The sequence below is a fragment of the Micromonospora sp. ANENR4 genome (genome assembly GCF_015354395.1).
Taxonomy (GTDB): Bacteria; Actinomycetota; Actinomycetes; order Mycobacteriales; family Micromonosporaceae; genus Micromonospora; species Micromonospora aurantiaca.
The window spans coordinates 36628-60478 of the sequence record NZ_JADKYQ010000024.1; the positions used below are offsets into that span (position 1 = coordinate 36628).

23 protein-coding genes and 1 pseudogene are annotated in these 23851 nt (G+C 71.2%); 11 read left to right on the forward strand and 13 right to left on the reverse strand.

Features of this window, described 5'->3' with window-relative positions:
- Positions 1–147: 147 nt before the first annotated feature.
- On the forward strand, positions 148–927 hold the full coding sequence (locus IRY44_RS29200) for an endonuclease/exonuclease/phosphatase family protein (protein ID WP_194803367.1): 780 nt from the start codon (positions 148–150) through the stop codon (positions 925–927).
- 3 nt (positions 928–930) lie between these two features.
- Here IRY44_RS29200 and IRY44_RS29205 read toward each other — a convergent pair whose 3' ends face one another.
- Together IRY44_RS29205 and IRY44_RS29210 are read right to left on the reverse strand one after the other, a co-directional pair.
- Positions 931–1797, reverse strand: coding sequence for a bifunctional 5,10-methylenetetrahydrofolate dehydrogenase/5,10-methenyltetrahydrofolate cyclohydrolase (locus tag IRY44_RS29205; RefSeq protein ID WP_194803368.1), 867 nt, complete (start codon positions 1795–1797; stop codon positions 931–933).
- A gap of 92 nt (positions 1798–1889) precedes the next feature.
- The gene (locus tag IRY44_RS29210; protein ID WP_194803369.1) at positions 1890–2915 is read right to left on the reverse strand and encodes a hypothetical protein; all 1026 of its coding nucleotides are present in this window, start codon (positions 2913–2915) and stop codon (positions 1890–1892) included.
- 129 nt (positions 2916–3044) lie between these two features.
- Here IRY44_RS29210 and IRY44_RS29215 point away from each other — a divergent pair, with 129 nt between their 5' ends.
- A complete protein-coding gene (locus IRY44_RS29215) occupies positions 3045–4073 on the forward strand; it encodes a beta family protein (RefSeq protein WP_228533051.1) in 1029 nt (342 codons plus the stop codon).
- Here IRY44_RS29215 and IRY44_RS29220 read toward each other — a convergent pair.
- The gene (locus IRY44_RS29220; RefSeq protein ID WP_194803371.1) at positions 4063–5049 is read right to left on the reverse strand and encodes a tyrosine-type recombinase/integrase; all 987 of its coding nucleotides are present in this window, start codon (positions 5047–5049) and stop codon (positions 4063–4065) included. The genes IRY44_RS29215 and IRY44_RS29220 overlap by 11 nt on opposite strands.
- Before the next feature lie 786 nt (positions 5050–5835).
- Between IRY44_RS29220 and IRY44_RS29225 the strand changes: the two genes are divergently transcribed.
- Together IRY44_RS29225 and IRY44_RS29230 are read left to right on the forward strand one after the other, a co-directional pair.
- Entirely contained in the window at positions 5836–7971 is a 2136-nt protein-coding gene (locus IRY44_RS29225; protein WP_194803372.1) for a hypothetical protein, read from the forward strand.
- 6 nt (positions 7972–7977) lie between these two features.
- A complete protein-coding gene (locus IRY44_RS29230; protein ID WP_194803373.1) occupies positions 7978–8463 on the forward strand; it encodes a hypothetical protein in 486 nt (161 codons plus the stop codon).
- Between the two features lie 82 nt (positions 8464–8545).
- On the opposite strand, the gene IRY44_RS29235 is transcribed toward IRY44_RS29230, so the two are convergent.
- The 5 genes from IRY44_RS29235 to pdxY all read right to left on the reverse strand — a co-directional run bounded on the left by IRY44_RS29235 (position 8546) and on the right by pdxY (position 13236).
- Positions 8546–10921: an excinuclease ABC subunit UvrA gene (locus IRY44_RS29235; RefSeq protein WP_194803374.1), complete on the reverse strand. Its 2376-nt coding sequence runs from the start codon at positions 10919–10921 to the stop codon at positions 8546–8548.
- Positions 10922–10948: 27 nt separating this feature from the next.
- The gene (locus tag IRY44_RS29240) at positions 10949–11398 is read right to left on the reverse strand and encodes a pyridoxamine 5'-phosphate oxidase family protein (protein WP_194803375.1); all 450 of its coding nucleotides are present in this window, start codon (positions 11396–11398) and stop codon (positions 10949–10951) included.
- A 3-nt stretch (positions 11399–11401) separates the two neighbouring features.
- Positions 11402–11815 carry a VOC family protein gene (locus IRY44_RS29245; protein WP_194803376.1) on the reverse strand — a complete coding sequence of 138 codons (414 nt, stop codon included), beginning with the start codon at positions 11813–11815 and terminating at the stop codon, positions 11402–11404.
- Between the two features lie 5 nt (positions 11816–11820).
- Positions 11821–12285 carry a helix-turn-helix transcriptional regulator gene (locus IRY44_RS29250; protein ID WP_013286348.1) on the reverse strand — a complete coding sequence of 155 codons (465 nt, stop codon included), beginning with the start codon at positions 12283–12285 and terminating at the stop codon, positions 11821–11823.
- Positions 12286–12384: 99 nt separating this feature from the next.
- A complete protein-coding gene (pdxY, locus tag IRY44_RS29255; protein ID WP_194803377.1) occupies positions 12385–13236 on the reverse strand; it encodes a pyridoxal kinase PdxY in 852 nt (283 codons plus the stop codon).
- Between the two features lie 179 nt (positions 13237–13415).
- On the opposite strand from pdxY, the pseudogene IRY44_RS29260 reads away from it, so the two are divergent.
- Together IRY44_RS29260 and IRY44_RS31125 are read left to right on the forward strand one after the other, a co-directional pair.
- A pseudogene (locus IRY44_RS29260) lies at positions 13416–14825 on the forward strand (OFA family MFS transporter).
- Complete coding sequence (locus IRY44_RS31125) at positions 14822–14947, forward strand: hypothetical protein (protein WP_255533244.1); 126 nt, start codon at positions 14822–14824, stop codon at positions 14945–14947. The pseudogene IRY44_RS29260 and the gene IRY44_RS31125 overlap by 4 nt, the downstream one beginning before the upstream one ends.
- A gap of 51 nt (positions 14948–14998) precedes the next feature.
- Here the strand turns inward: IRY44_RS31125 and IRY44_RS29265 are convergent, their stop codons facing one another.
- Complete coding sequence (locus tag IRY44_RS29265; protein WP_194803378.1) at positions 14999–15727, reverse strand: SDR family NAD(P)-dependent oxidoreductase; 729 nt, start codon at positions 15725–15727, stop codon at positions 14999–15001.
- Between the two features lie 75 nt (positions 15728–15802).
- Here IRY44_RS29265 and IRY44_RS29270 point away from each other — a divergent pair, with 75 nt between their 5' ends.
- Positions 15803–16636: a patatin-like phospholipase family protein gene (locus IRY44_RS29270; protein ID WP_194803379.1), complete on the forward strand. Its 834-nt coding sequence runs from the start codon at positions 15803–15805 to the stop codon at positions 16634–16636.
- Between the two features lie 6 nt (positions 16637–16642).
- On the opposite strand, the gene IRY44_RS29275 is transcribed toward IRY44_RS29270, so the two are convergent.
- Together IRY44_RS29275 and IRY44_RS29280 are read right to left on the reverse strand one after the other, a co-directional pair.
- Complete coding sequence (locus IRY44_RS29275) at positions 16643–17866, reverse strand: DUF6596 domain-containing protein (RefSeq protein ID WP_194803380.1); 1224 nt, start codon at positions 17864–17866, stop codon at positions 16643–16645.
- Between the two features lie 19 nt (positions 17867–17885).
- Complete coding sequence (locus IRY44_RS29280) at positions 17886–18278, reverse strand: YciI family protein (RefSeq protein WP_194803381.1); 393 nt, start codon at positions 18276–18278, stop codon at positions 17886–17888.
- Between the two features lie 90 nt (positions 18279–18368).
- Here IRY44_RS29280 and IRY44_RS29285 point away from each other — a divergent pair, with 90 nt between their 5' ends.
- Together IRY44_RS29285 and IRY44_RS29290 are read left to right on the forward strand one after the other, a co-directional pair.
- Positions 18369–18833: a peroxiredoxin gene (locus tag IRY44_RS29285; protein ID WP_194803382.1), complete on the forward strand. Its 465-nt coding sequence runs from the start codon at positions 18369–18371 to the stop codon at positions 18831–18833.
- A 65-nt stretch (positions 18834–18898) separates the two neighbouring features.
- On the forward strand, positions 18899–19588 hold the full coding sequence (locus IRY44_RS29290) for a hypothetical protein (protein ID WP_194803383.1): 690 nt from the start codon (positions 18899–18901) through the stop codon (positions 19586–19588).
- Positions 19589–19658: 70 nt separating this feature from the next.
- Here IRY44_RS29290 and cydB read toward each other — a convergent pair whose 3' ends face one another.
- Complete coding sequence (gene cydB / locus IRY44_RS29295) at positions 19659–20657, reverse strand: cytochrome d ubiquinol oxidase subunit II (protein ID WP_013286337.1); 999 nt, start codon at positions 20655–20657, stop codon at positions 19659–19661.
- A 17-nt stretch (positions 20658–20674) separates the two neighbouring features.
- On the reverse strand, positions 20675–22087 hold the full coding sequence (locus tag IRY44_RS29300) for a cytochrome ubiquinol oxidase subunit I (RefSeq protein WP_194803384.1): 1413 nt from the start codon (positions 22085–22087) through the stop codon (positions 20675–20677).
- Between the two features lie 241 nt (positions 22088–22328).
- On the opposite strand from IRY44_RS29300, the gene IRY44_RS29305 reads away from it, so the two are divergent.
- Both IRY44_RS29305 and IRY44_RS29310 read left to right on the forward strand, forming a co-directional pair.
- Positions 22329–23096 (forward strand): 1-acyl-sn-glycerol-3-phosphate acyltransferase, encoded by a 768-nt coding sequence (locus IRY44_RS29305; protein ID WP_194803385.1) that lies wholly within the window; start codon positions 22329–22331, stop codon positions 23094–23096.
- Between the two features lie 62 nt (positions 23097–23158).
- Positions 23159–23809 (forward strand): flavodoxin family protein, encoded by a 651-nt coding sequence (locus tag IRY44_RS29310; RefSeq protein WP_194803386.1) that lies wholly within the window; start codon positions 23159–23161, stop codon positions 23807–23809.
- Positions 23810–23851 lie beyond the last annotated feature (42 nt).

Consider the following 23851-nt stretch of genomic DNA (forward strand, 5'->3'; position numbering starts at 1 on the left):
GCGACAAGGCCCCCTGTGGCCAGCCTCACCGCCCCCGGCGACGCCGCAACCACACCCCCACCGACCCCACCGCCACGAACACCAGCATCGAACAGCACAACAGTTTCAGCACCCGGCAAGACTCCCACGACGACGTAGGGTGTCCAGGTGCGCCTGGCCACCTTCAACCTGCTGCACGGCCGATCCCTCACCGACGGGCTCGTCGACCCCGACCGGCTCACCGCCGCCGTCACCGACCTCGACGCCGACGTCCTCGCCCTCCAGGAAGTCGACCGCGACCAGACGCGCAGCGGCAAACTCGACCTCACCGCCGTGGCCGCCCGCGCCCTGCACGCCGACCACCACCGCTTCGCCGCCGCCGTCGTCGGCACCCCCGGCGAACAGTTCCGTCCCCTCACCCACGACGACGACGGCCACGGCGAACCCCTCTACGGCATCGGCCTGATCAGCCGCCACCCCGTCCGCTCCTGGCAGGTCACCCGCCTGCGCGCCGCCCCCGTCCGCTCACCCATCTACGCACCCGGCCCCGGCGGCGGACTCGTCCTGCTCCGCGACGAACCCCGCGTCGTGCTCGCCGCCGTCCTCGACACCCCCCACGGCCCCCTCACCGTCGCCGCCACCCACCTGTCCTTCGTCCCCGGCTGGAACGTCTGGCAGCTACGCCGCGTCGTCCGCGTCCTGCGCACCCTGCCCGCGCCCCGGGTCCTGCTCGGCGACCTCAACCTGCCCGCCGGACCCGCCGCCGCACTCACCCGCTGGCGGCCCCTCGCGAGGCGCCCCACCTACCCGGCCGGGCAACCCCGCGTCCAACTCGACCACATCCTCGCCGACCGCCACGGCCTCGACCGGCTCCCGCCCGTCACCGCCGTCCACACACCGCTGGCCACCATCTCCGACCACCGGCCCCTCGTCGTCGACCTCGGCTGACGCTCAGCCCAGCCCACTCTGCCGCCGCGCCGCGTCCACCGCGTTACGGAACAACATCGCCACAGTCGTCGGACCCACCCCGCCCACACGCGGCGTGATCGCACCCGCCACCGCGGCACACGACTCGTCCACGTCCGGCAGCAACCGCCGTCCCTCGTACCGCACCCCACCACCGACCACCACCGCGCCCGGCCGCACATGCTCCGGCTGCACGATCCCCGGCACCCCCGCCGCCGCGATCAGGATCTCCGCCCGCCGCGCGTACCGCGGCCAGTCCGCCACACCCGTGTGCACCACGGTCACCGCCGCGTTCGCCGTCGGCCGCTTCTGCGCCAGCAACATCGCAAGCGGCCGCCCCAACGTCGCACCCCGGCCCAGGACCACCACCTCCCGGCCCGCCACCGGCACACCGTGGAACGCCAGCAACGCCTCGATCCCCGCCGGCGTACACGGCAACGGACCCGGCAACCCCAACGCCAGCCGGCCCATGTTCACCGGATGCATCCCGTCCACGTCCTTGTCCGGATCCAGCTCCGCCAACGCCCGGTCGTAGTCCAGATGACCCGGAATCGGATACTGCACCAGCACCCCGTGCACCGTCTTGTCCGCGTTGAAATCCGCCAGCACCGCGTGCAGATCCACCTGCGACGCCGACGCCGGCAGATGCACGTGCGGCGACACGAAACCCAGGTCGGCCGCCTGACGTTGCTTGATCCGGATATAACCCGCGCTCGCGTCGTCGTCACCCACCAGCACCGTCGCCAGCGCCGGCGTCACCCCCGCCGCACGCAGCTCCGCCACCGACGCGGCGACCTCCGACAACACCCGCTCCGCCACCGGAGCACCCGGCAGCAACCGCGCAGAAGACATACGACACCTCGCCCGCGGAGGCCCAGGCGGTCGACCCCCGCGACGAGCTCCCCGATGGTTCACCCATCCCCGTGCCGCCAGTCGCGTTCCCCTCAGCCTGCCACAGCCTCCGCCGCCACCGCATCCACCACCGCCTGCCACCCCGGCAACGCCGCCAGCAGACCGTCCGCCCGCCGCCGCCGATCCGCCGCCGACGCCACCCCCAGATCCGCCAGCGCCGCCCCGAACGCCCGCTCCCGCTCCGGCGCCACCGGACCCGACACCACATGACACCGCGCGTACGTCACCAGCACCCAGAACATCGCCTCCCGATGCCGGCCCGCCTCGATCAGCTCAGCCGCACCGTCGAACACCACCGGACGCCCCGCCGCACCCAGATCCGCCCCGAACGCGTACCCCTCCCGCGGCAACCGCGCCACCTCGTCGAACACGACCGCCAACCCGGCCAGATACTCCCGCACCCGCGCCGCGTCCACACCCGCCCCGCCGCCGTCGAGCGTGTCCAGCAGCCCCGGATACCGATCCGCGAACCCGAACCGCGACAACACCCCCTCCGCCCGCACGTACCGCCGCCGCACCGTCGGATCCACCAACCCCGCCACCGCCGGCCACACCGCCAGCAACGACGTCGGAAACACCCACGCCAGCACCTGCTCCGCCACCGGCGCCGGCGCCGAACCGCCCACCGCCCGCAGTCCGCCCTCGATCCGCCGCCGCACCCCGGCGCACCGCGCCCGCACCCACACCGGATCCGCGAACCCCGCCGCCACCCGCTCCCGCACCGCCGCCAGCCGCCCCGACGGATCCGCGATCACCCCATCGGTACGGAACATCGGCGCGAACACCCACGACCCCAGCACATCCTCCGGGCCACCCAACTCCGCCCACGTGACAGTGCTGACCTCCAGCAACACCCCCCGGTGCACGAACTTGCCCACCTTCACACCGGGCTCCCGGCGCACCAGCAACACGTCCACGTCCGACCACACAGGCAGCACCGCGTCGTCCGGCAACCCCACAGTCGACCCGCTGAACAACGCCCCCTCGATCGACGGATCCGCCCGCATCCGCTCCCGCACCCACTCGACCGCCACCGCACGCGCCGTATCCACCCGCATCCGCCCGATCCTGCCAGCCCGGCAGCGCACCGACAGACCCCATTCTGGATACGTACGGTTGTCGATCGGGCACAGAACGTGGAATATCGACGTAAGTGACTGTCGTCGAAATCGTGTGGGGCGATGCGAATGACGGGCTACCACCCGATCCTCAAAGGACGCCAAGCCGAACTCCAGGCCGTCAGCCACGTCCCCGACGAACTCGCACCACACATCCTCCCGATCTTCGACCTGCCACCCTCCAAGCACGGTCCGATCACCGACGCATGCACCTTCAGTCAACGCGCACAGGACAGCATCCCGCGTGACATGGCCATCGCCGTCGACGTGCGCCACCTCCCCGAACCCACCACCGGCACCCGCCGGCCACTCCGCGACATCGCCGACGACCTGCACCCGTGGGGGATCCCCGCGCTGCCCGTCGCCCACCTGAACGACACCCCCGCACAACTGGCCGACGTCCGTTACGCCGCCGCGCCCTACGGTGGCGTTCTCCGGCTCGCCGCCCACCACACCGAACCGGACGACGCCGAAACCGACGCACGACTGAGCCAAGTCCTATCCGCCACCGAACTGCGACCCGAGAACTGCACCCTCGTCATCGACGTCGCCGAGGTGGCATCCGACCGGCACCTCACGACAGCCGAACCCCTCGTTCGCAAACACCTCGTGTGGGCCGGACGCCACCCCTGGAAGGCGGTCGTCGTCGCCGCCGGAGCCATGCCCGCCACGATCTCCCACGTACCAGCCGGCACCGCCATCCCGCTCCGCAGGCGGGACTTCGACCTCTGGCAGCGGCTCAAGGACCATGACATCCAGTTCGCCGACTACGGCGTCACTCACCCCGGCGCCGGATCGGGACGCCGAGGGCCAGCACCCAACATCCGCTACACCCACCAGGACACCTGGTGGACCTACCGTGCGCCCAGCGACGGCATGGACAGCGGCAACACCGGCATCTACGACATCTGCCAGGCCCTCATATCCGCCGACCACTGGCCGCCCACCGGGCGTCACTTCTCCTGGGGCGACGAGCAGATCGCCCTGCGCGCCGCCCGCCACGCCGGCCCCGGCACCGCCACCCAATGGATCGCCTGGGCAACGTCACACCACCTGTCGTACGTCGCCGACCAACTCGGCCTGACAGCTATCGCTTGACCAACCCCGACAACGCCCTGTTGGTACGGTTCGCCGCCACCGCCGCCCGCTGCTGACCCGCCGTCACCTCGATGTACGTCTGCGACGACGCCAACGACGCATGCCCCAGCAACCGCATGATCTCCGCCGCGCTCGCCCCGTCCTCCGCCAACCGCGTCGCGAACGTGTGCCGCAACGCGTGCAACCGCGCACCCCGCGGCACCCGGTCACCGATGCCCGCCCGCCGGTAACACGACTCCACCAGGTACTGCAGACCGCCCCGCCGCAACGCCTCACCCTGACGATCCACCAGCAACGGCGAATCCGGCCGCACGCTGCGCGACCCGAACCGGAGCCGCCGGCTGTCCAGATAACCCGCGAGCACCCGGTCGACGCCGTCCTCGATCGGGACCGTACGCGGCCGCCCACCCTTACCCGCCACGTCCACCCGCCGCTCGCCGACGCGCCCGGCCACCGACGACACCCGCAGCGCCAGCAGCTCCGACAGCCGCAATCCCGCGCACAACGCCAGCGCCAGCACCGCCAGGTCGCGCTCCGGCCACGGATCGCGCTGCCGACCCTCCGCGCGCGCCACCGCCGACAGCAGCTCCTCCGGGGTGTCCTCGCCGCGCAGCGGCTTGGGCCGGGGGAGCGGCGTGCGGGGCCGCCCCACCGCCGGCATCGGATTTCCCGGTGCGACACCCTCGGCCACCAGGAACGTGAAGAAGCTGTTCCATGTCGACCAGGCACGGTGGACCGAGGCGGCGGCCCGGGGAGCGGCGAACCGCGCGAACGCCGCGCGCATCACCTTGGGGGAGAGGGCGCTGACGGGTACGTGCAGGGGAGAGGCATCACCATCGGTGGCGACCAGCTCGGCCACCGTGGTCAGATCCCTGCGGTACGCGGCCTGGGTGTGGGGGGAGGGCTTACGGGTGGCCCGGGCGGTCAGGAACTCCTTGATCAGGGTCTCCAACGTTTCGTCCGGTTTGTCATGCATAAGGGATATTATGCATGATTCTCGCGTTCCCGCCAGGAGTTCACAACAGGGGGGCGGGGGCGACCAACGCCATGATCAACTCCATCTCGCCGAGATGGCGGTAACCCCAGTGCTCCGATGCAGCCACATCGGCGAACTGGCGCCGCGCCAGCGATCATGAGGTTGACCGGAAGTGCTGTCTGATGTGTCGCCGCTAGCTTCATGATCGGCGGACGGCGGGTGGAGTGAGGTGGGATTCGGCGGGGGCGCTCGGGTCGGCCGGTGGATGGGCCGGCCCGATGACCGGTGCCTGGACGCAACGGCGGCGACATCGTGTCTGGAGGCGTGAGCCGGCTCGCGGCGAGCTCGCTGCCGCTGCCAACGCGCGCCAAATTGAGCACGCGGCCCGGCGGCACGACAGGGGGTGACTGCGTGACACTCCGGCGCCCCCGAAAGCCCGCAAAGGCGGTCACCTGCCTCGCGCGGGCGCTCGGGGAGCTCCCGCCTCAGCTGTACTTGACATAATGTACATTATCGAACAGTGAGGTCAGGTTCGGGCACGACACCGATCCCGCCGAATTCCAGTTGCTCGCTAGCCGACCACTTAGCCTGAAACCGCAGTCCCGGGCGGTCGTCAGGAGCGTTTCGATGGACAACCGGCACGATGACGCCGAGCAGCGGGACCCACGCCCCGAGTCCTGGAAGGTCCGGTCCCCGCATCGGATCTTCAGCAAAGCCCGAGTCGCGCCCTCGCCCCTGCCGATCCCGAAACCAGTGCCCTGGCTGGTCCTCGGAACTCTCAGCACGGTGACGCTGCTTCTGGCACTCGGTGGCCTTGCGCGGTCCGCTGCCGTCCCGGCGGATCACAGTGGTTGGGGGTTCCTGGAGCCGTTCCGCCTTCTTCTGATCGGCGTGGCTCGTGCCTTCGGCAAGCCGCCCACTGAGCTGTGGCAACGGCTCGGGATCCTGATCCTGTTCCTGGCGGCCTTCGTCGCGTGGCGCAACTTTCGCCGTGAGTGGCTCGCACACCGCCCCGGGGCGGTCGACGTGCGTGACTTCGAGAATGCCGCGGACGCGAAAGACACCGGCCGGGCGGCGTACCTGAAGAGCCGGTTCTGCCGTCAGCTCGCCACCACCAGCATCTACCCGCCATATGCGGGCCCGACGACTCTCCCTGCGCAGAACTTCCTCGATGTCCTCGGCGAGGAGCCGGGAACGTTGACGAACCCGTTGGCGGTCCTGCCCAAGTTCATGGCACGGCTCTGGCCTCGGACGGGTTACATGATCAGGGCAACTCTCCAGGAGCGGAAGCAGGAGCCCTGTTGCGGCGTCTCGGTCACGGTCACGTCGTTCGCGGGTGCCACAGGCAGTGCGACGACTACCGAGTGGGGCATGACATGGGAAGACGCAACCTGTAAGGCGGCCTACTGGACGATGGCCAAGATCCTGCCAGTGACCCGCCTGGCTGATGAGGCGCCGTGGCGGACGTGGCGGCTCCGGGACCTGCCGACCGGACTCTTCGAGGCGTACAACGAGGCCAAGAAGCGGCACGACGAGCGGCGTCTCGACGACGCGCTCTGGTGGTATCGGGAAGCCCTTCGCCTGGACCCCTTCAACTCCGATATCCGCATGATGGTGGCCAGCGTTCAGGAGGATCTGGGTCTGTTCCTCGCCGCCCTGGACACGTACCACGGCGCGCTCTGCCTCGGTGAGTTGGAGAGCCGCTACACCGCCTCACTCTGGACCCGCAGACGAGATCGGTGGAGGCACCCGTTCCGCTACCCCATCTCGATGCTGTGGGCCATCCGTCGGCGCCGGGAACTCATTCGCCTGCGCTATCAGTACGCGAAGACTCTGGCGTACTCGGAACGCACCGTGGAGGACTGGTTCGCCACCGATGCCGTCGGCGAGCGGAAGGTTCTCCGTGACCAGATCAAGGATCGGTTGATCGCGGCCTTCGTGGGTCGGTACTGGCCGTTGTTGTCTTCCTTTCGCGATGCAGCGGACCGTGCCGAGGCGCAGCGGCAGGTCAAGGAGATGCTGGGCACTCCGGCCACCGCTCGGGTGCTGCTCAACCTGGCCGCGCTCCAGGAGTTTCACCGGCTGCACGAGGACGCATTGCTGGCGTGGTTGGTCCCCGGTACCCGCTCCGAGGTGACCAGGGGCGCGCTTCGCTTCGCGCGGGACGTGTGGGCGCCGCTCCGGCTCGCCCGCGCCGTACATGATCTGGCCCAGGACCAGCTCACTGTTGCGGGTGTCGAGGTCGGCTGGTTCGCCGAGCAGAGGCTGGTCGCGATGCGGAACCTGCGACCCTGGTGGCCACGACGCCTGTACCGGCGAGTCGAGACGATGGTGGGGAGTTGGCCCGTCCAGCCGGTGTTGCTTCGCGACGCAGTCGCCCGCGCGCAGCGTCGTCATCGGCTCGGCCCGGGACGGCTTGGCTACCTGGACTACTACCAGGCGGCGACTGCCTATGCCTACGGCCTGTACGGCTATCTCCCTGTTCCCCCACCGAGCCCGGAGGCGGAGGTGGCTCCGATTCCTCCCGGCGATCTCGGCGAGGACCGGCGTCAGCACCTGCTGACCGAGTACGCGGTGATCGAACTCCAGGCCGCTCTGGCCAGCGCTGGAAGCAAGGTAGCCGGGCAGGTCTCGCTACAGGCCACCACGCAGACCGGTGTGGCCTCACGGCTGCGCAGTTGGATCGCCAGCAGTGACCCGGACTTCGGTCGCCTCCGCGGCAGTGACGAGTTCCGGTTCCTTCAACTGGACCTGTACCAGCCGATGCGATCGGTCCTGCGTCGCCCCGAGAACGTCACCCGTATCCGGATCGCGGCGTACGTCAAGAAGCTGCTCCACGACGGGGCGGCGCTGCTGGAGCAAAACTGGCACCAGCGCTGTGAGCCACCGTGGCCAGGGGATGTCCACGATCTGATCAAGTAGCTCGACGTGGACGACCGGACATGGCGCCTGCTGGCGAGGATGGCGGAGGACCGCGCTTGGTACTGGCTGCACCGGGCGGAGTTCTGTCGCCTCGTCACCGAGGCGGTGGAGCTTGTGTACGTCGCGGATCTCCGCTTCCCGCCACCCGTGCCGGTGTTCGACGAGTTGGTCATCGAGAAGCCGGACGGCCTGGAGTCGCTGTCTCGACGCGACGAATCCGTCGAAGCCCGGGTGGATGAGCTGACCCGGCACGTGGACGAGGTCGTCCAGCAGGTGGGCCGCGTGACCGCGAAGCTGAGCGCCGCCACCGCAGAGTTCGGCCTGGCGACCTTGAGGCGGGTCGATGCGGAAGGAGACCGGCCGGGCGTCGAGCACCTGCGCGCGGTCTGCAGCCGGCGTGCCGCGCACTGGCAGCGGGTTGTCGACATCCTGTCCGATGATCGGCTGCGGGTCGAGTTCGTCGATCCGGTGAACATCCAGCTCGAGCCCTGAACGGAGGTGTGCCCGCGCGTCCTCGTCGTGGGGTCCTCCGCTGAGTGTTGTCGGTGCCTCTCCCCTGCTCCTGGTACGGCGGTCAGGCGCCGACGTAGTCGGCCAGGTGTTCGCCGGTGAGTGTGGACCGGGCCGCCACGAGATCCGCCGGGGTGCCCTCGTACACGATCCGGCCGCCGTCGTGACCGGCGCCCGGGCCGAGGTCGATGATCCAGTCGGCGTGTGCCATGACGGCCTGGTGGTGCTCGATCACGATGACGGACTTCCCGGCGTCGACGAGCCGGTCGAGCAGGCCGAGCAGTTGGGCGACGTCGGCCAGGTGCAGGCCGGTGGTGGGTTCGTCCAGGACGTACACGCCGCCCTTGTCCCCCATCCGGGTGGCGAGCTTGAGGCGTTGCCGTTCGCCGCCGGACAGCGTGGTCAGGGGTTGACCGAGCGTGAGGTAGCCGAGGCCGACGTCGGCGAGCCGGTCGAGGATGGTGTGTGCGGCCGGGGTGCGGGCGTCGCCGTCGCTGAAGAACGTCTCGGCTTCGTCGACGGACATGGCGAGGACCTCGCTGATGTCGCGTCCGCCGAGGTGGTAGTCGAGGACGGCGGGCTGGAAGCGCTTGCCTTCGCAGTCCTCGCAGGTGCTGGCGACGCCGGCCATCATGCCGAGGTCGGTGTAGATGACGCCGGCGCCGTTGCAGGTCGGACAGGCGCCTTCGGAGTTGGCGCTGAACAGGGCGGGTTTGACGCCGTTGGCCTTGGCGAAGGCTTTGCGGATGGGGTCGAGCAGGCCGGTGTAGGTGGCGGGGTTGCTGCGGCGGGAGCCGCGGATGGCGGTCTGGTCGATGCTGACGACGTCCTCGCGTTTGGCCAGTGAGTCGTGGATGAGGCTGCTCTTGCCGGAGCCGGCGACGCCGGTGACGACGACCAGGACGCCGAGGGGGATGTCGACGTCGACGTCGCGCAGGTTGTGGGTGCGGGCGCCGCGGATCGGCAGGGCGCCGGTGGGCGTACGCAGCTTGTCCTTGAGGGTGGCGCGGTCGTCGAGGTGGCGGCCGGTGGTGGTGCCGCTTTCGCGCAGGCCGGCGACTGTGCCTTCGTAGCAGATGGTGCCGCCGGCGGTGCCGGCGCCGGGGCCGAGGTCGACGACGTGGTCGGCGATGGCGATGGTCTCGGGTTTGTGTTCGACGACGAGGACGGTGTTGCCCTTGTCGCGGAGTTGGAGCAGGAGGTTGTTCATGCGGGCGATGTCGTGCGGGTGCAGGCCGATGGTGGGTTCGTCGAAGACGTAGGTGACGTCGGTGAGGGACGAGCCGAGGTGGCGGATCATCTTGGTGCGCTGGGCCTCGCCGCCGGAGAGGGTGCCGGCGGGGCGGTCGAGGCTGAGGTAGCCGAGGCCGATCTCGACGAAGGAGTCGAGGGTGTCCCCCAGTGCTTTGAGCAGCGGGCCGACGGAGGGTTCGTGGAGGTCGCGTACCCAGGTGGCGAGGTCGCTGATCTGCATGGCGCAGGCGTCGGCGATGTTGATGCCGTTGATCTTCGAGGAGCGGGCTTCGGGGGCCAGGCGGGTGCCGTCGCAGTCGGGGCAGGTGGTGAACGTGATGGCGCGTTCGACGAAGGCGCGGATGTGCGGCTGCATGGCGTCGACGTCCTTGGCGAGCATCGACTTGCTGATGGCGGGGATGAGACCGGTGTAGGTGACGTTGATGCCGTCGACTTTGATCTTTGTGGGTTCCTTGTGGAGCAGGTCGCTCAGCTCGCGTTTGGTGTAGTCGCGGATGGGCTTTTCGGGGTCGAACAGGCCGCTGGAGCGGAAGATGCGGCCGTACCAGCCGTCCATGCTGTAGCCGGGGATGGTGATGGCGCCCTCGTTGAGGGAGAGCTTCTCGTCGTAGAGGACGGTGAGGTCGAAGTCGGTGACGGCGCCGCGGCCCTCGCAGCGGGGGCACATGCCGCCGAGGCGGTTGAAGGTGCCCTTCTTGGTCTGGGTCCTGCCGGGGCCGCGGTCGACGGTGATGGCGCCGGCGGCGCGGACGGAGGGGACGTTGAAGGAGTAGGCGTTGGGTGGGCCGATGTGGGGGTCGCCGAGGCGGCTGAACAGGATGCGGAGCATGGCGTTGACGTCGGTGGCGGTGCCGACGGTGGAGCGGGGGTCGGCGCCCATGCGTTCCTGGTCGACGATGATGGCGGTGGTGAGGCCTTCGAGGACGTCGACTTCGGGGCGGGACAGGGTAGGCATGAAGCCCTGGACGAAGGCGCTGTAGGTCTCGTTGATGAGGCGCTGGGACTCGGCGGCAATGGTGCCGAAGACCAGTGAGCTCTTGCCGGAGCCGGAGACGCCGGTGAAGACGGTGAGGCGGCGTTTGGGTATCTCGACGTCGACGTTGCGCAGGTTGTTCTCGCGGGCGCCGTGGACGCGGATGATGTCGTGGCTGTCGGCGTGGTGCAGGCCGGTGGTGGCCTTGCTCATTGTGCTCTCCGTCCGGTGGTGCGGGTGTCAGTCGAGCCAGCGGCCGTCGCGCATCAGGGTGCGGCCGGGTAGTTCGTCGGCTTCGCGCCAGGCCTGGATGCGGTGTGGGGTGATGCGGTACCAGTGGTAGGGCGTGGTCAGGGTACGGGGGTCGAAGCCGGTTCGGGTGGCGAAGCGGTCACCTCGGTCGGTGGGCAGGGCGTCGATGGTGAGGGTTTCAACGTGGCCGTCGATCATGGTGACGTCGCGGGTGGGGCCGAGGCCGACGCGGGCGTGGCCGCCGGCGAGGTTGCGGCCGGTGGGGCTGTCGGCCGGGGTGGCGACGAGCAGGGTGTGGCCGTCCCAGTCGAAGGACAGGGGCACGAGGTACGGGGTGCCGTCGGGGCCGGCGGTGGCGACCCAGCAGTCGATGTCGTGGTCGAGGCGGTGGGTGGTGTCGTGGCGCCGCTGGGCGCGGGGGCGGGGCGCGTCGGTCACGGGTCAGCGCTGCTCGTTGATGCGGATGAGGTTGCCGGTGGGGTCGCGGAAGGCGCAGTCGCGGACGCCGTAGGGCTGTTCGGTGGGTTCCTGGACGACGTCGGCGCCGCTTGCCTGGAGGCGGTCGAACAGGCCGTCGAGGTCGTCGGTGGCGAGGGTGAGTGCGCCGTAGCTGCCCTTGGCGATGAGTTCGAGGATGGTGCGGCGTTCGTCGTCGCTGATGCCGGGGTCGACGGCCGGTGGGTGCAGGACGATGCCGGTCTCGGGCTGGTTGGGTGGGCCGACGGTGAGCCAGCGCATGGTGTCGCCCTGGCCGACGTCGTTGCGGAGTTCGAAGCCGAGGGTGTCGCGGTAGAAGGCGATGGCGGTGTCGGCGTCGGTGTGGGGCAGGAATGCGTAGTGAATGGTGATCGTCATGGTGGTCACGCTAGTGGTGGTCGGCCGGTGCGGGCTTCTCGATTCCTGATCGGTCGGGTGGCTTGTTTGGTGAGGCAGGGTGGTGGTTCGGCGGTGTCGGGGGCGTGGCGGGCGCGGTAGGCGCTGGGTGGTTCGCCGACGAGTTCGGTGAAGCGGGTGCTGAAGGTGCCCAGGGACTGGCAGCCGACGGCGAAGCAGACGTCGGTGACGCTGAGGTCGCCGCGGCGCAGCAGGGCCATGGCGCGTTCGATGCGGCGGGTCATGAGGTATGCGTACGGGGATTCGCCGTAGGTCTGGCGGAACTGGCGGCTGAGGTGGCCGGCGGACATGTGTTCGCCGCGGGCGAGGGCTTCGACGTCGAGGGGTTTGGCGTATTCGCGGTCGATGCGGTCGCGGACGCGGCGTAGCCGGGTGAGGTCGCGCAGGCGCTGGGCGAACGCGGGGTCGTCGGTTGCCGGGTGCGGTGGCACGTCCGCATCCTGCCTGGTGGGCGGTGGGGTCGTCCACCTGTTCGAGCGGCGAGTCGCCGCCGGGGTGCACCCGGGCGGCGGGTGCACCCGCGCTGTCGGTCAGCGCAGCCGGCGAGCGGTGAAGCGGGTGGGTGGGTCGGCGATGGCGTCCTGGGTGGCGACGATCTGCAGTTCGCGGGTGCCGGCTTCGAGTGTGGCCTCGAGTACGGCGTAGATCGAGTTGGTGGTGCGTTCCAGGGCGGTCTGTGGTGAGCCGGTGGTGGCGAGGTGGGCGAGGTAGAGGGCGGCGGTGACGTCGCCGCCGCCGTTGGGTGCGATCGGCAGCAGCGGGGTGGTGACGGCCCAGGCGCCGTCGTCGGAGACGGCGACGACTTCCAGGTGGCCGGCGGGCAGGTCGCCGTGCAGGACGCTGGTGACCAGGACGTGCCGGGGGCCGGTGGCGCGGACGGCGTCGACGGCGGCGAGCAGGTCGTCGATGGTGTCTGTGGTGCGGCCGGCGAGGAACTCCAGCTCGAACTGGTTGGGGGTGACGATGTCGGCGCGCGGGACGACGGTGTCGCGGAGGTATTCGGGGATGCCGGGGCGGACGAACATGCCGCGGCCGACGTCGCCCATGACCGGGTCGCAGCAGTAGAGGGCGGCCGGGTTGGCGGCCTTGACCTGGGCGACGGCGTCGAGGATGACGGCGCCGACGGCGGGGTCGCCCTGGTAGCCGGAGAGGACGGCGTCGGCGGTGCCCAGTACGCCGCGGTCGGCGATACCGGCGATGACGTCGGCGACGTCGGTGGGGGCGAGCAGGGGGCCGCGCCAGGCGCCGTAGCCGGTGTGGTTGGAGAAGTGCACGGTCAGGACCGGCCAGACCTCGTGTCGGAGGCGTTGCAGTGGGAACACGGCGGCGGAGTTGCCGACGTGGCCGTAGGCGACCGACGACTGGATGGACAGGATCTTCACCTGGTCATCGTCGCATCTCCGGACGGGCGTGACCGCTGGTGGTGGGGTGATGACGGGCCGGGACGGCGGTGACCGTTCGGCTCAGGGTTTCGACCGCCGGGCGCGGGGCGGGTTTGGGCGCAGCGTGCGGTGGGGGCATGAACTCCGGTGTTCTCGCCTTCTGGACGGAGGAAGCGTTGATGCTTTCCGCACTCGATCGTCGGCACACCGTCGCGCCGCCGGGGTACAGCCGCTGGCTGATACCTCCGGCGGCGCTGGCGATCCATCTGTGCATCGGGCAGGTGTACGCGACGAGCGTGTACAAGAACTCCCTGATTGCGCATTTCGACACGAGTCAGACGGCGATCGGGGTGATCTTCAGCATCGCGATCGTGATGCTGGGGTTGTCGGCCGCGGTGGCCGGTACGTGGGTGGAGGCGAACGGGCCGCGTAAGGCGATGTTCGTCTCGGCGTGTTTCTGGGCGGCGGGGTTCCTGGTCGGGGCGCTGGGCATCGCGACCGGGCAGCTGTGGCTGCTGTATCTGGGGTACGGGGTGCTGGGCGGGATCGGTCTGGGAATCGGGTACATCTCCCCCGTCTCCACGTTGATCAAGTGGTTTCCGGACCGGCCGGGTCTGGCGACCGGGCTCGCGATCATGGGATTCGGTGGTGGGGCGATGGTGGCCTCTCCCCTGTCCCGGCAGCTGCTGTCGTTCTTCGACTCGGGTTACGACCCGTCGAACAGCGGTTCCACGGCGTCGGGTTCGGCACTGGTGTGGCTGTTCGTCACGCTCGGCGTCGGCTACTTCGTGATCATGATGTTCGGGGTGTTCAACGTGCGGGTCCCGGCGCCGGGCTGGCGGCCGGCCGGTTTCGACCCGGCGACGGTGGCGGAGAAGCCGCTGGTGACGACCGCCAACGTGTCGGCGGCCAACGCGGTGAGGACGCGGTCGTTCTGGCTGCTGTGGGTGGTGCTGTTCTGCAACGTGACGGCGGGTATCGGCATCCTGGAGCAGGCCAGCCCGATGATCCAGGACTTCTTCCGCGACAACGGGACCTCGGCGGTGTCGGTGGCGGCGGCCGGCGGGTTCGTGGGAGTGCTGTCGCTGTTCAACATGGCGGGCCGGTTCGTGTGGTCGTCCACGTCGGATCTGATCGGCCGCAAGCCGATCTACGTGGTGTACCTGGGTGTGGGCATGGTGCTGTACCTGCTGCTGGCGCTGGTGGGGCAGACCTCGACGGCGTTGTTCGTGCTGCTGGCAGCCGTGATCCTGTCGTTCTACGGTGGCGGGTTCGCGACCATTCCGGCGTACCTGCGGGACATGTTCGGCACGTTCGAGGTCGGCGCGATCCACGGCCGGCTGCTGACCGCGTGGTCGGCGGCGGGCGTGGCCGGGCCGCTGATCGTCAACGCGTTCCTCGACGCGCAGGGCGAGCCGGGCACGCTGACGGCGGCGGCGTAGCGGCCGGCGCTGTTCACGATGGTCGGGGTGCTGGCGGTGGGTCTGGTGGCGAACCTGCTGGTGCGGCCGGTGCCGCAGCGCTACCACGAGCCCGCGTCGGGGCGGGACGAGACGGTGCAGGGGACCACGGAGAGGAGCGGATCGTGAACGAGCGCAGCGGAGGCGGGCAGCAGGTCCGCCTGGTGGTGTCGTGGCTGGTGGTGTCGGTGCTGCTGGGCTACGGGGTGGTGCAGACGCTGATCACGGCGGCGAAGCTGTTCACCCGGTAGGAGACGCGACGCGGCGGCCTGGGGGCGGGAAACCCCCGGGCCGCCGCCGGGTCAGAGACCGCCGCCGACGCGCAGGACCGCGCCCGTGGTGTACGAGGCGTCCGGGCCGAGCAGGTGCGCGATCGCGCCGGCGACCTCCCCGGGTTCGCCGGCGCGGCCCATCGGGATCCGCCCGGCGGCGCTGTCCGGGCGGTCGGGCACGCCGGAGCGGGCGTGGATCGTGGTGCGGATGATCCCGGGGGCGACGGCGTTGACGCGGATGCCGTGCGGCGCGAGTTCCTTGGCGAGCCCGACGGTGAGGGTGTCGGTGGCGGCCTTGACTGCGGCGTAGTGGATGTACTCGCCGGGCGAGCCGAGCGTGGCGGCGACGGAGGAGACGTTGACGATGGCGCCGCCGCGGGTGAGCCGCCGGGCCGCCTGCTGGGCGCACAGCACGTACCCGATGAGGTTGACGTCGACGACCTCGCGCAGGTCCTCGACGCGCAGGTCGGTGAACGGGCCGATCGGGCTGGTGACGCCGGCGTTGTTGACCAGGCCGGTGAGCGGGCCGAGCCGGTCGGCGGCGTCGAAGATGCGGCGTACCTGGTCGGGGTCGCATGTGTCGGCGGCGACGGTGACCGCGCGGCGGCCGGTGGCGCGCACGTCGGCGGCCACGGATTCGGCGGCGGTGTGGTCGGTGCGGTAGCCGATGACCAGGTCGTGGCCCTCGGTGGCGAGCCGGCGGGCGGTGGCCGCGCCGATGCCGCGTCCTCCCCCGGTGACGATGGTGACGGAGGTCAATGCCCTTCTCCCCTGTCGTGCGGTGGGGGCGACGTTACCGTGGGCGGGACCATCCGGGGTGGAGAGGACTGTCACATGGGGCGCGCGTTGGTGCTGGGTGGCGGCGGGGTGACCGGGGTGGCCTGGGAGCTGGGTCTGCTGGCCGGGCTCGCCGGGCACGGCCTGCGGCTGGACGAGGCGGACCTGGTGGTGGGCACGTCGGCCGGGTCGGTGGTCGGGGCGCAGGTGCGTTCGGGTACGCCTCTGGCGGAGTTGTACGAGGCGCAGCTGCGGCCGCCCCGCGAGGAGGTGCCGGCGCGGCTCGGGACGGGCGTGCTGTTGCGCTGGGCGTGGGCCGGTGGGCGGGGCCGGGACGCGGCGCGGGCCCGGGCGCGTATCGGCGCGATGGCGTTGTCGGCGCGTACCCCGTCGGAGCAGTCGCGGCGGGCGGTGATCGCGGCCCGGTTGCCGTCACCGCAGTGGCCGGCGGCGCGGTTGCTGGTCACCGCCGTGGACGCGGCCTCCGGCGAGTTCGTGGTGTTCGACGCGGACGGCGGGGTGCCGCTGGTGGACGCCGTCGGCGCGAGTTGCGCGGTGCCGGGGGTGTGGCCGCCGGTGACTGTCGGCGGCCGGCGCTACGTCGACGGTGGGGTCCGCTCGCCGGTGAACGCGGATCTGGCGGCCGGGTGCGATCGGGTGGTGGTGCTGGCGCCGACGCGCGCGGCGGTGGGGCCGATGCCTCGGCTGGCGGCGCAGGTGGCGGCGTTGCGGGAGGCGGGGGCGCGGGTGGCGGTGGTGTCGCCGGACCGGGCGGCGCGGACGGCGATCGGCCGTAACGTGCTGGACCCGGCGCGGCGGGCGGCGTCGGCGCGGGCCGGGTTCGCGCAGGCCGACGCGGTGGCCGCCGAGGTGGCCGGGGTGTGGCGGTGACCGCGATCAGGAGCCGCTGATCAGGCGCGCCAGCCGCCGGTTGAGGTAGCGCTGTTCGGGCAGGCTGCCGGTGAGCCGGGCGGCCAGCCGGTAGTGCTCGGCGGCGGCCTGCGGGTCGCCGCGGAGTTCCAGCAGGTGCGCGCGCACGGCGTGCAGCCGGTGGTGGCCGCGCATCGCCGGGTCGGCCAGCAGCGGGTCGAGCAGGGCCAGCCCGACGGCGGGGCCGTGCGCCATGGCCACCGCGACGGCCTGGTTGAGCGTGACGAACGGGCTGGGGGCGACCCGGCTCAGCATGTCGTAGAGGACGCTGATCTGCAGCCAGTCGGTGTCGCCGAAGGCCGGCGCCTCGGCGTGCACGGCGGCGATGGCCGCCTGGAGCTGGTAGCGGCCCACCGGGCCGTGGGGCAGGGCCCGGCCGAGCAGCGTGACGCCCTCGTCGATGAGGTCGCCGCGCCAGCGGGAGCGGTCCTGGTCGGCCAGCGGTACGAGGTCACCGGCGGCGTCGGTACGGGCCGCCGACCGGGCGTGGGTGAGCAGCATCAGCGCCAGCGCGCCGGTGACCTCGTGGTGGCCGGGCAGGGCGGCGTGGACCTGCCGGGTGAGCCGGATCGCCTCCTCGGCGAGTTCGACGTCCAGGAGCTGGTCGCCGGAGGTGCGGGTGTAGCCCTCGCTGAACACCAGGTGACACACGTCCAGCACGGCGGCCACCCGGTCGGGCAGCGCGTCCGGTGGCGGCATGGTGAACCGGGCGCCGGCCTCGCGCAGTGTCGCGCGGGCGCGGCTCAGCCGCTGCGTCATGGTCCGGGCCGGAACCAGGTAGGCCGCGGCGATCTGCTCCACCCGCAGTCCCGCCACGGCGCGCAGGGTCAGCGCGACCTGGGAGGGGCGGCTCAGCGCCGGGTGGCAGCACAGGAACAGCAGCCGCAACGTGTCGTCGGCGCCGGTCACGGGCGTGTCGTCGTCGACGGGCGGTACCACGCCGGCGCCGGGTTGCCGGCCCGCGTCGAGCTGCTCGCGGCGGGTTCGGGCCGCCTCGGCGCGCATCCGGTCGATCAGCCGCCGCGAGGCGACCTGGATGAGCCAGGCGCGGGGTTCGTCGGGGACGCCGGTGAGCGGCCACCGCGCGGCTGCGGCTTCCGCCGCGTCCTGGAGGGCGTCCTCGCAGGCGTCGGGGTGCCCGTAGCGGCGCAGCAGCGCGGCGCGGACGTGCGGCGCCTCCCGGCGCCACACGTCCGCGAGGGGCGTGGCGTCACTGATCGGAGCCGCCCGGCCACATCAGGGGCCGCAGCTCGACGGTCTCGCCCGGGCCGGCGAACTTCGCGGCGACGGCCTCGGCGCGGGCCTGGTCCTCGACGTCGATGAGGAAGAAACCGGCGAGGTGTTCCTTGGCCTCGGAGTACGGGCCGTCGGTGGCCAGCGGTGCGCCGTCGCGCCACCGGTAGAGCCGGGCGGTGCGGGGGTCGGCGAGCGCCTCGCCGACGACCAGTTCCCCGTTGGCGTGCAGCTCGGTCATCACCTGCTCGAAGTCGGCGTTGAGCCGGTCGCGTACCTCGGCGGGAAGCTCCTGGTGGGCGGCGAGGTATTCGGAGGTGGGGTGGCCCCACGGCTCCGGGTTGGAGTGGATCATGATCACGTACTTCACTGTCGGTCCTTCGCGTCGTGCGGCGGTGCCTCCCCGCCGCTCGCCCGGTACGACGGAGCGGGATCGCCGATGTCTACATATCCTCGCGTCATGAGTGACGCGGTTGGTGTCGGTGACCTGGTCGAGGATTTCACGCTGCCGGACGAGACGGGTACGCCACGGCGGCTGTCGGAGTTCCTGGCCGCCGGTCCGGTGGTGCTGTTCTTCTATCCGGCGGCGATGACGCGGGGCTGCACGGCGCAGAGCTGCCACTTCCGGGACCTGGCGGCGGAGTTCGCGGCGGTGGGCGCGTCTCGGGTGGGGATCAGCCGGGATCCGGTGCAGCGGCAGGCCGAGTTCGCCCGCCGGCACGGGTTCGACTATCCGCTGCTGTCCGACGCCGACGGGACGGTGGCGCGGGCGTTCGGGGTGCGGCGGCGGTTGCCGCTGGGCGCGCTGAGCACCCGGCGGATGACGTTCGTGATCGGCACCGACCGGCGGGTCCTCGCCGTGGTGCACAACGAGCTGAACATGAACGAGCACGCCGACGCGGCGTTGCGGGCCCTCGGGGGCTGATCATCGCGGTGTCGCAGCCGGCTGGTATCAAGGCTGCGTCAAACAGGTGTACGGAAGAGGGCGTGATGGCGGGTCAGGGTTTGTCCACTGACGAGGTTCAGGGAATCCGGGAGGCCCTTGCGGCGGGCCGCAAGCCCCGGGTGGTGTTCACCGAGGCGGCCGGGCAGATGGCCGGGCAGCTCGGGCAGGTGGTGGAGCTGACCGACCCGGCGGCGTCGGAGGAGTTCGTGGTGGTGCGGTTCGGCCGCGACGAGCTGCCCTTCTCCCCCGCCGACGTGGCGATCGCCCCCAAGGGCGCCGGGCGGCGTCCGGCCGCCGAGGCGAAGCCGGAACCGGAGCAGCCACCGGCGGCCCCGCCGGAGCCGGAGTTCGTGCTGGACACGCCGCGGGTGCCGGCGCCGCGGCGGGAGGAGCCGAAGGCCGAGCAGCCGGCGGCGGAGCCGAAGCCGGCGAAGCGGGCGGTGAAGGCCGCGAAGCCGAAGACGCCGCCGGGGCTGACCGTCACCCTCGCGTACGCCGAGGGCGAGTGGACGGTGGCCGCGCAGCAGGGCACGAAGGCGCTGGCCCGGCCGTACGTGGTGAAGCCGGCCGAGGCGCTGCGGATGGTGGCGCTTGTCGACGTGCCGGGGGTGCAGGAGGCGGTGGAGCAGATCCTGGCCGCCGAGCGGGCCGAGGCCGAACAGCAGGCGGAGAAGCTGCGCGCCGAGCTGGCCGAGATCGAGGCGCGGCTGGCGGAACTGCGCGAGGCGCGCTGACCCCGGAACGCCCCGCGGGGCCGGTGCGACCCCCTCGCACCGGCCCCGCGCCCCTGCGCCCACAGGTCGATCAGTGTTGCGGAATGTTCTGTACCCCGATCCGGCGGCGGAACACCCAGTACGTCCAACCCTGGTACGCCAGCACGATCGGCGTGAACACCACTGCGACCCAGGTCATGATCTTCAAGGTGTACGGGGTGGACGCGGCGTTGGTGGCGGTCAGCGTGCCGGCCGCGTCGAGGGTGGACGGCATGACGTTCGGGAACAGCGCGGCGAACAGCGTCGCCACGGCCAGGGCGATGGCCACCGCCGTACCGGTGAACGCCCAGCCCTCCCGGCGTACCTTGGCCGCGGCCAGACCGCCGAGCAGGGCGAGGGCGGCACCGACGGCTAGCACGACGGCGGCGGCGCTGGAGCGGATGCTCAGCGACCAGCTCAGGAACGCCACGGCGGCCACGGCGGTGCCGACACCGAGCTTGACGGCGAGGGCGCCGGCGCGCTCCCGGATGTCACCGGTGGTCTTGAGCGCCAGGAACACCGCGCCGTGGGTGAGGAACAGCCCCAGCGTGGTCAGGCCGCCGAGCAGCGCGTACGGGTTGAGCAGGTCGAGCAGGCCGCCGACGTACTCGTGGTCGGCGTCCAGCGGCACGCCGCGGAAGATGTTCGCGAACGCCACGCCCCACAGCACCGCCGGGATCGCGGAGCCCCAGAAGATGGCCTGGTCCCAGCGGCGCTTCCAGGACGCCTCGGGCCGCTTGTGGCGGTACTCGAAGGCGACACCGCGGGCGATCAGGGCCAGCAGGATCAGCAGCAGCGGCAGGTAGAACCCGGAGAACAGGGTGGCGTACCACTCGGGGAAGGCGGCGAACATGGCGCCGCCGGCGGTGATCAGCCACACCTCGTTGCCGTCCCAGACCGGGCCGATGGTGTTGATCAGGACGCGGCGCTGCCTGTCGTCGCGGCCGAGCACCGGCAGCAGCATCCCGACGCCGAAGTCGAAGCCTTCGAGGATGAAGTAGCCGGTGAAGAGCACCGCTACGAGGAGAAACCAGACGGTCGTCAGTTCCACGGTTGGGCTCCGGGGTGTCAGTAGGCGAACGCCAGCGGGCGCTCGGCGTCGTCGGTGTCGTCGTCGTCGGTCTGCGGGGTGACGTCCGGTACGCCGGCGCGGGCGTAGCGGACCAGCAGTTTGAACTCGACCACCGCGAGGACGGCGTAGATGAGGGTGAACGCGGTGAACGAGGTGAGCACCTCGGTCAGGGAGACGCTGCGGGACACACCGTCACGGGTGAGCATCTCGCCGAAGACGATCCACGGCTGACGGCCCATCTCGGTGAAGATCCAGCCGAAGGAGTTGGCCAGCAGTGGCAGCACGGGCATGACCAGGCCGGCGCGCAGCAGCCACTTGCTGGTGGGGGTGCGGCCCTTGCGCTGGCTCCACAGCACCAGCAGCGCGATCGCGGCGGCGGCCAGCCCGAAGGCGATCATGAACCGGAAGCTCCAGTAGGTGACCGGGATGATCGGGGCGTAGTTGCCGGGGCCGTACTGGCTGGCGTACTGGGCCTGCAGGTCGTTGATGCCCTGCACGGTGCCGTTGGGGTCGCCGGTGCCGAGGAACGACAGCAGGTACGGGATCTTGACGGCGAACAGCTCGCGGCTGCCGTCCAGGCTGCCGACGGTGAGCACGGAGAACGAGGCGGGGCTCTCGGTGGTGTAGAGGCCCTCCGCGGCCGCCATCTTCATCGGCTGCACCTCGGTCATGATCTTGCCCTGGATGTCGCCGGTGAGGATCACCAGCGCCGAGGAGACCAGGACCGTCCAGGAGCCGAGCTTGGTGGCGAAGCGGTACGCGCCGGTGTCGGCGCTGTCGCGGTTGCGCATCACGTGCCACAGGCCCACGGTCACCATCAGCGACCCGGCGACCAGGAACGCGCCGGCCAGGGTGTGCGGGAAGGTCACCAGGGCGACCTTGTTGGTGAGCACGGCGACGAAATCGGTCAGCTCGGCGCGGCCGCTCTCCGGGTTGATCCGGAAGCCGACCGGGTTCTGCATGAACGAGTTCGCGGCGAGGATGAAGTACGCCGACAGGTTGGTGCCGATCGCGGCGGCCCAGATCGAGGCCAGGTGCAGGCGCTTGGGCAGCCGGTCCCAGCCGAAGATCCACAGGCCGATGAACGTGGACTCCAGGAAGAACGCCACCAGGGCCTCGATGGCCAGCGGCGCCCCGAAGATGTCACCGACGAAGCGGGAGTAGTCGCTCCAGTTCATGCCGAACTGGAACTCCTGCACGATGCCGGTGACCACACCCATCGCGAAGTTGATCAGAAAGAGCTTGCCGTAGAACTTGGTGAGTTTGAGGTACCGCTCGTTGCCGGTGCGGTGCCACATGGTCTGGAGGATCGCCACCAGCACGGACAGGCCGATGGTCAACGGCACGAACAAGAAGTGGTAGACGGTGGTGACACCGAACTGCCAGCGGGCGACGTCCAACGCGTCCACCAGAAAACCCCCAGCTGTGCATACTACGAGACGTAGTAGATACTACTCGGCGTCGTAGCGAAAGCAGCAGGGCCGCAGGGCCCCACCCGGCCCGGGACCAATGACCCTGATCACCCTTGCCGGAGGACCTGCGGTCCCGGGATCACCCCTGCCGGAGGACCTGCGGTCCCGGGATCACCCCTGCCGGAGGACCCCCACCGGCTCCCCGGCCCGTGCCCGCACGTGCGACCATCCAGCACTGATGAACAGCACCCCCTGGCGTGCGCCGCTGCTGTGGCGGGGCGCGCAGACGCTCGCCCGCGCCGTCGTCGGGCTGGTCGGCCGGCTGGAGGTCACCGGCGACGTGCCCGACGCGCTGCGCCACGGCCCGCTGGTCCTGGCCGCCAACCACATCAGCCCGTTCGACCCCGTGGTGCTCGCCGCCGCCTGCCAGGTCCGGCGCGTCGCACCCCGGATCATGGCCACCGGCGGGCTGTTCCGCGCCCCGCTGATCGGCTCGCTGATGCGCCACGCCGGGCACATCCGCGTCGACCGGGGCACCGCCGCGGTGCACCGCTCGCTGGAGGTCGCCGCCCAGGCCGTGGCCGGCGGGTCGGTGGTGCTCGTCTACCCGGAGGGACGCATCGGGCTCGACCCGGGCATGTGGCCCGAGCGGGGCAAGACCGGCGCGGCCCGCCTCGCGTTCGCCAGCGGCGCCGCCGTCGTACCGGTGGCCCAATGGGGCTCGCACGAGGTGCTGCCCTACCGGGCGCCCAAGGGGATGCTGCGTGCGGTGGCCCGGGCGATCGTGCGCCGACCGGCCATCCGGGTGCACTTCGGCGCCCCGGTGCCGCTGGACGACCTGCGGCCGGGCTCCCCCGGCGCGGCCCGGCAGGCCACCGACCGGATCATCGACGCGATCACCGAGGACCTCGTGCCGCTGCGTCCCGACGAGCCCGATCGGCCCCGGCACGTCGACCCCGGCCGCCCGGTGGACGACAGCCGCGCGCACCGCCGCCGTACCGGCTGACGCATCGTGGGCGCGGTGGCGGGTATCAAGCCGCGCATCCCGTACGCGGAGAGGACCCGGTCATGACCGCTGTTCGAGCACTCGTTCTCAACTGCACCCTGAAGCACTCCCCGGCGACGTCCAGTTCACAGGTGCTCGGCCAGGAGGTGCTCGACGCGCTGGCCGAGCAGGGCGTCGACGGCGAGATCGTCCGGGTGGTCGACCACGACGTGCGCTTCGGGGTCTCCGTCGACGAGGGCGACGGCGACGGCTGGCCCGCCATCCGCGCCAAGCTGCTCGCCGCCCAGATCCTGATCATCGCCACGCCGATCTGGCTCGGTCAGCCCTCGTCGGTGACCAAGATGGTCCTCGAACGGTTGGACGCCGAGCTGTCCGAGACCGACGACCAGGGCCGCCTGCGCACCTACGGCAAGGTCGGCGGGGTGGCAGTGGTCGGCAACGAGGACGGCGCGCACCACACCATCGCCGAGGTGCAGCAGGCCCTCAACGAGGTGGGGTTCACCTGCCCGGCCGCCGGGGCCACCTACTGGGTCGGGGAGGCGCTGCACAAGACCGACTACATCGACGCCCGCCCCAAGCCCGACACGACCGGCCGCACCACCGCCGCGCTGGCGCTCAACAGCGCCCACCTGGCCCGGCTGCTCGCGGAGAGCCCCTACCCGCCCCCCGGAACCCGCAACGCGGCCACCGGCCCCAGCAGCCGGCCCGGCTGACCCGACGCCCCCTACCCACTCCGGCTGGCCGCGTCCGCCGCG

Bases quoted from the DNA above. Each gene is read 5' to 3' on its own strand.
- IRY44_RS29235 (WP_194803374.1), bottom strand. From the start codon at position 10,921: ATGAGCAAGGCCACCACCGGCCTGCACCACGCCGACAGCCACGACATC.
- IRY44_RS29220 (WP_194803371.1), bottom strand. From the start codon at position 5,049: ATGCATGACAAACCGGACGAAACGTTGGAGACCCTGATCAAGGAGTTC.
- IRY44_RS29210 (WP_194803369.1), bottom strand. From the start codon at position 2,915: ATGCGGGTGGATACGGCGCGTGCGGTGGCGGTCGAGTGGGTGCGGGAG.
- IRY44_RS29245 (WP_194803376.1), bottom strand. From the start codon at position 11,815: ATGACGATCACCATTCACTACGCATTCCTGCCCCACACCGACGCCGAC.
- IRY44_RS29310 (WP_194803386.1), top strand. From the start codon at position 23,159: ATGACCGCTGTTCGAGCACTCGTTCTCAACTGCACCCTGAAGCACTCC.
- IRY44_RS29290 (WP_194803383.1), top strand. From the start codon at position 18,899: ATGGCGGGTCAGGGTTTGTCCACTGACGAGGTTCAGGGAATCCGGGAG.
- IRY44_RS29285 (WP_194803382.1), top strand. From the start codon at position 18,369: ATGAGTGACGCGGTTGGTGTCGGTGACCTGGTCGAGGATTTCACGCTG.
- IRY44_RS29270 (WP_194803379.1), top strand. From the start codon at position 15,803: ATGGGGCGCGCGTTGGTGCTGGGTGGCGGCGGGGTGACCGGGGTGGCC.
- IRY44_RS29215 (WP_228533051.1), top strand. From the start codon at position 3,045: ATGACGGGCTACCACCCGATCCTCAAAGGACGCCAAGCCGAACTCCAG.
- IRY44_RS29305 (WP_194803385.1), top strand. From the start codon at position 22,329: ATGAACAGCACCCCCTGGCGTGCGCCGCTGCTGTGGCGGGGCGCGCAG.
- IRY44_RS29205 (WP_194803368.1), bottom strand. From the start codon at position 1,797: ATGTCTTCTGCGCGGTTGCTGCCGGGTGCTCCGGTGGCGGAGCGGGTG.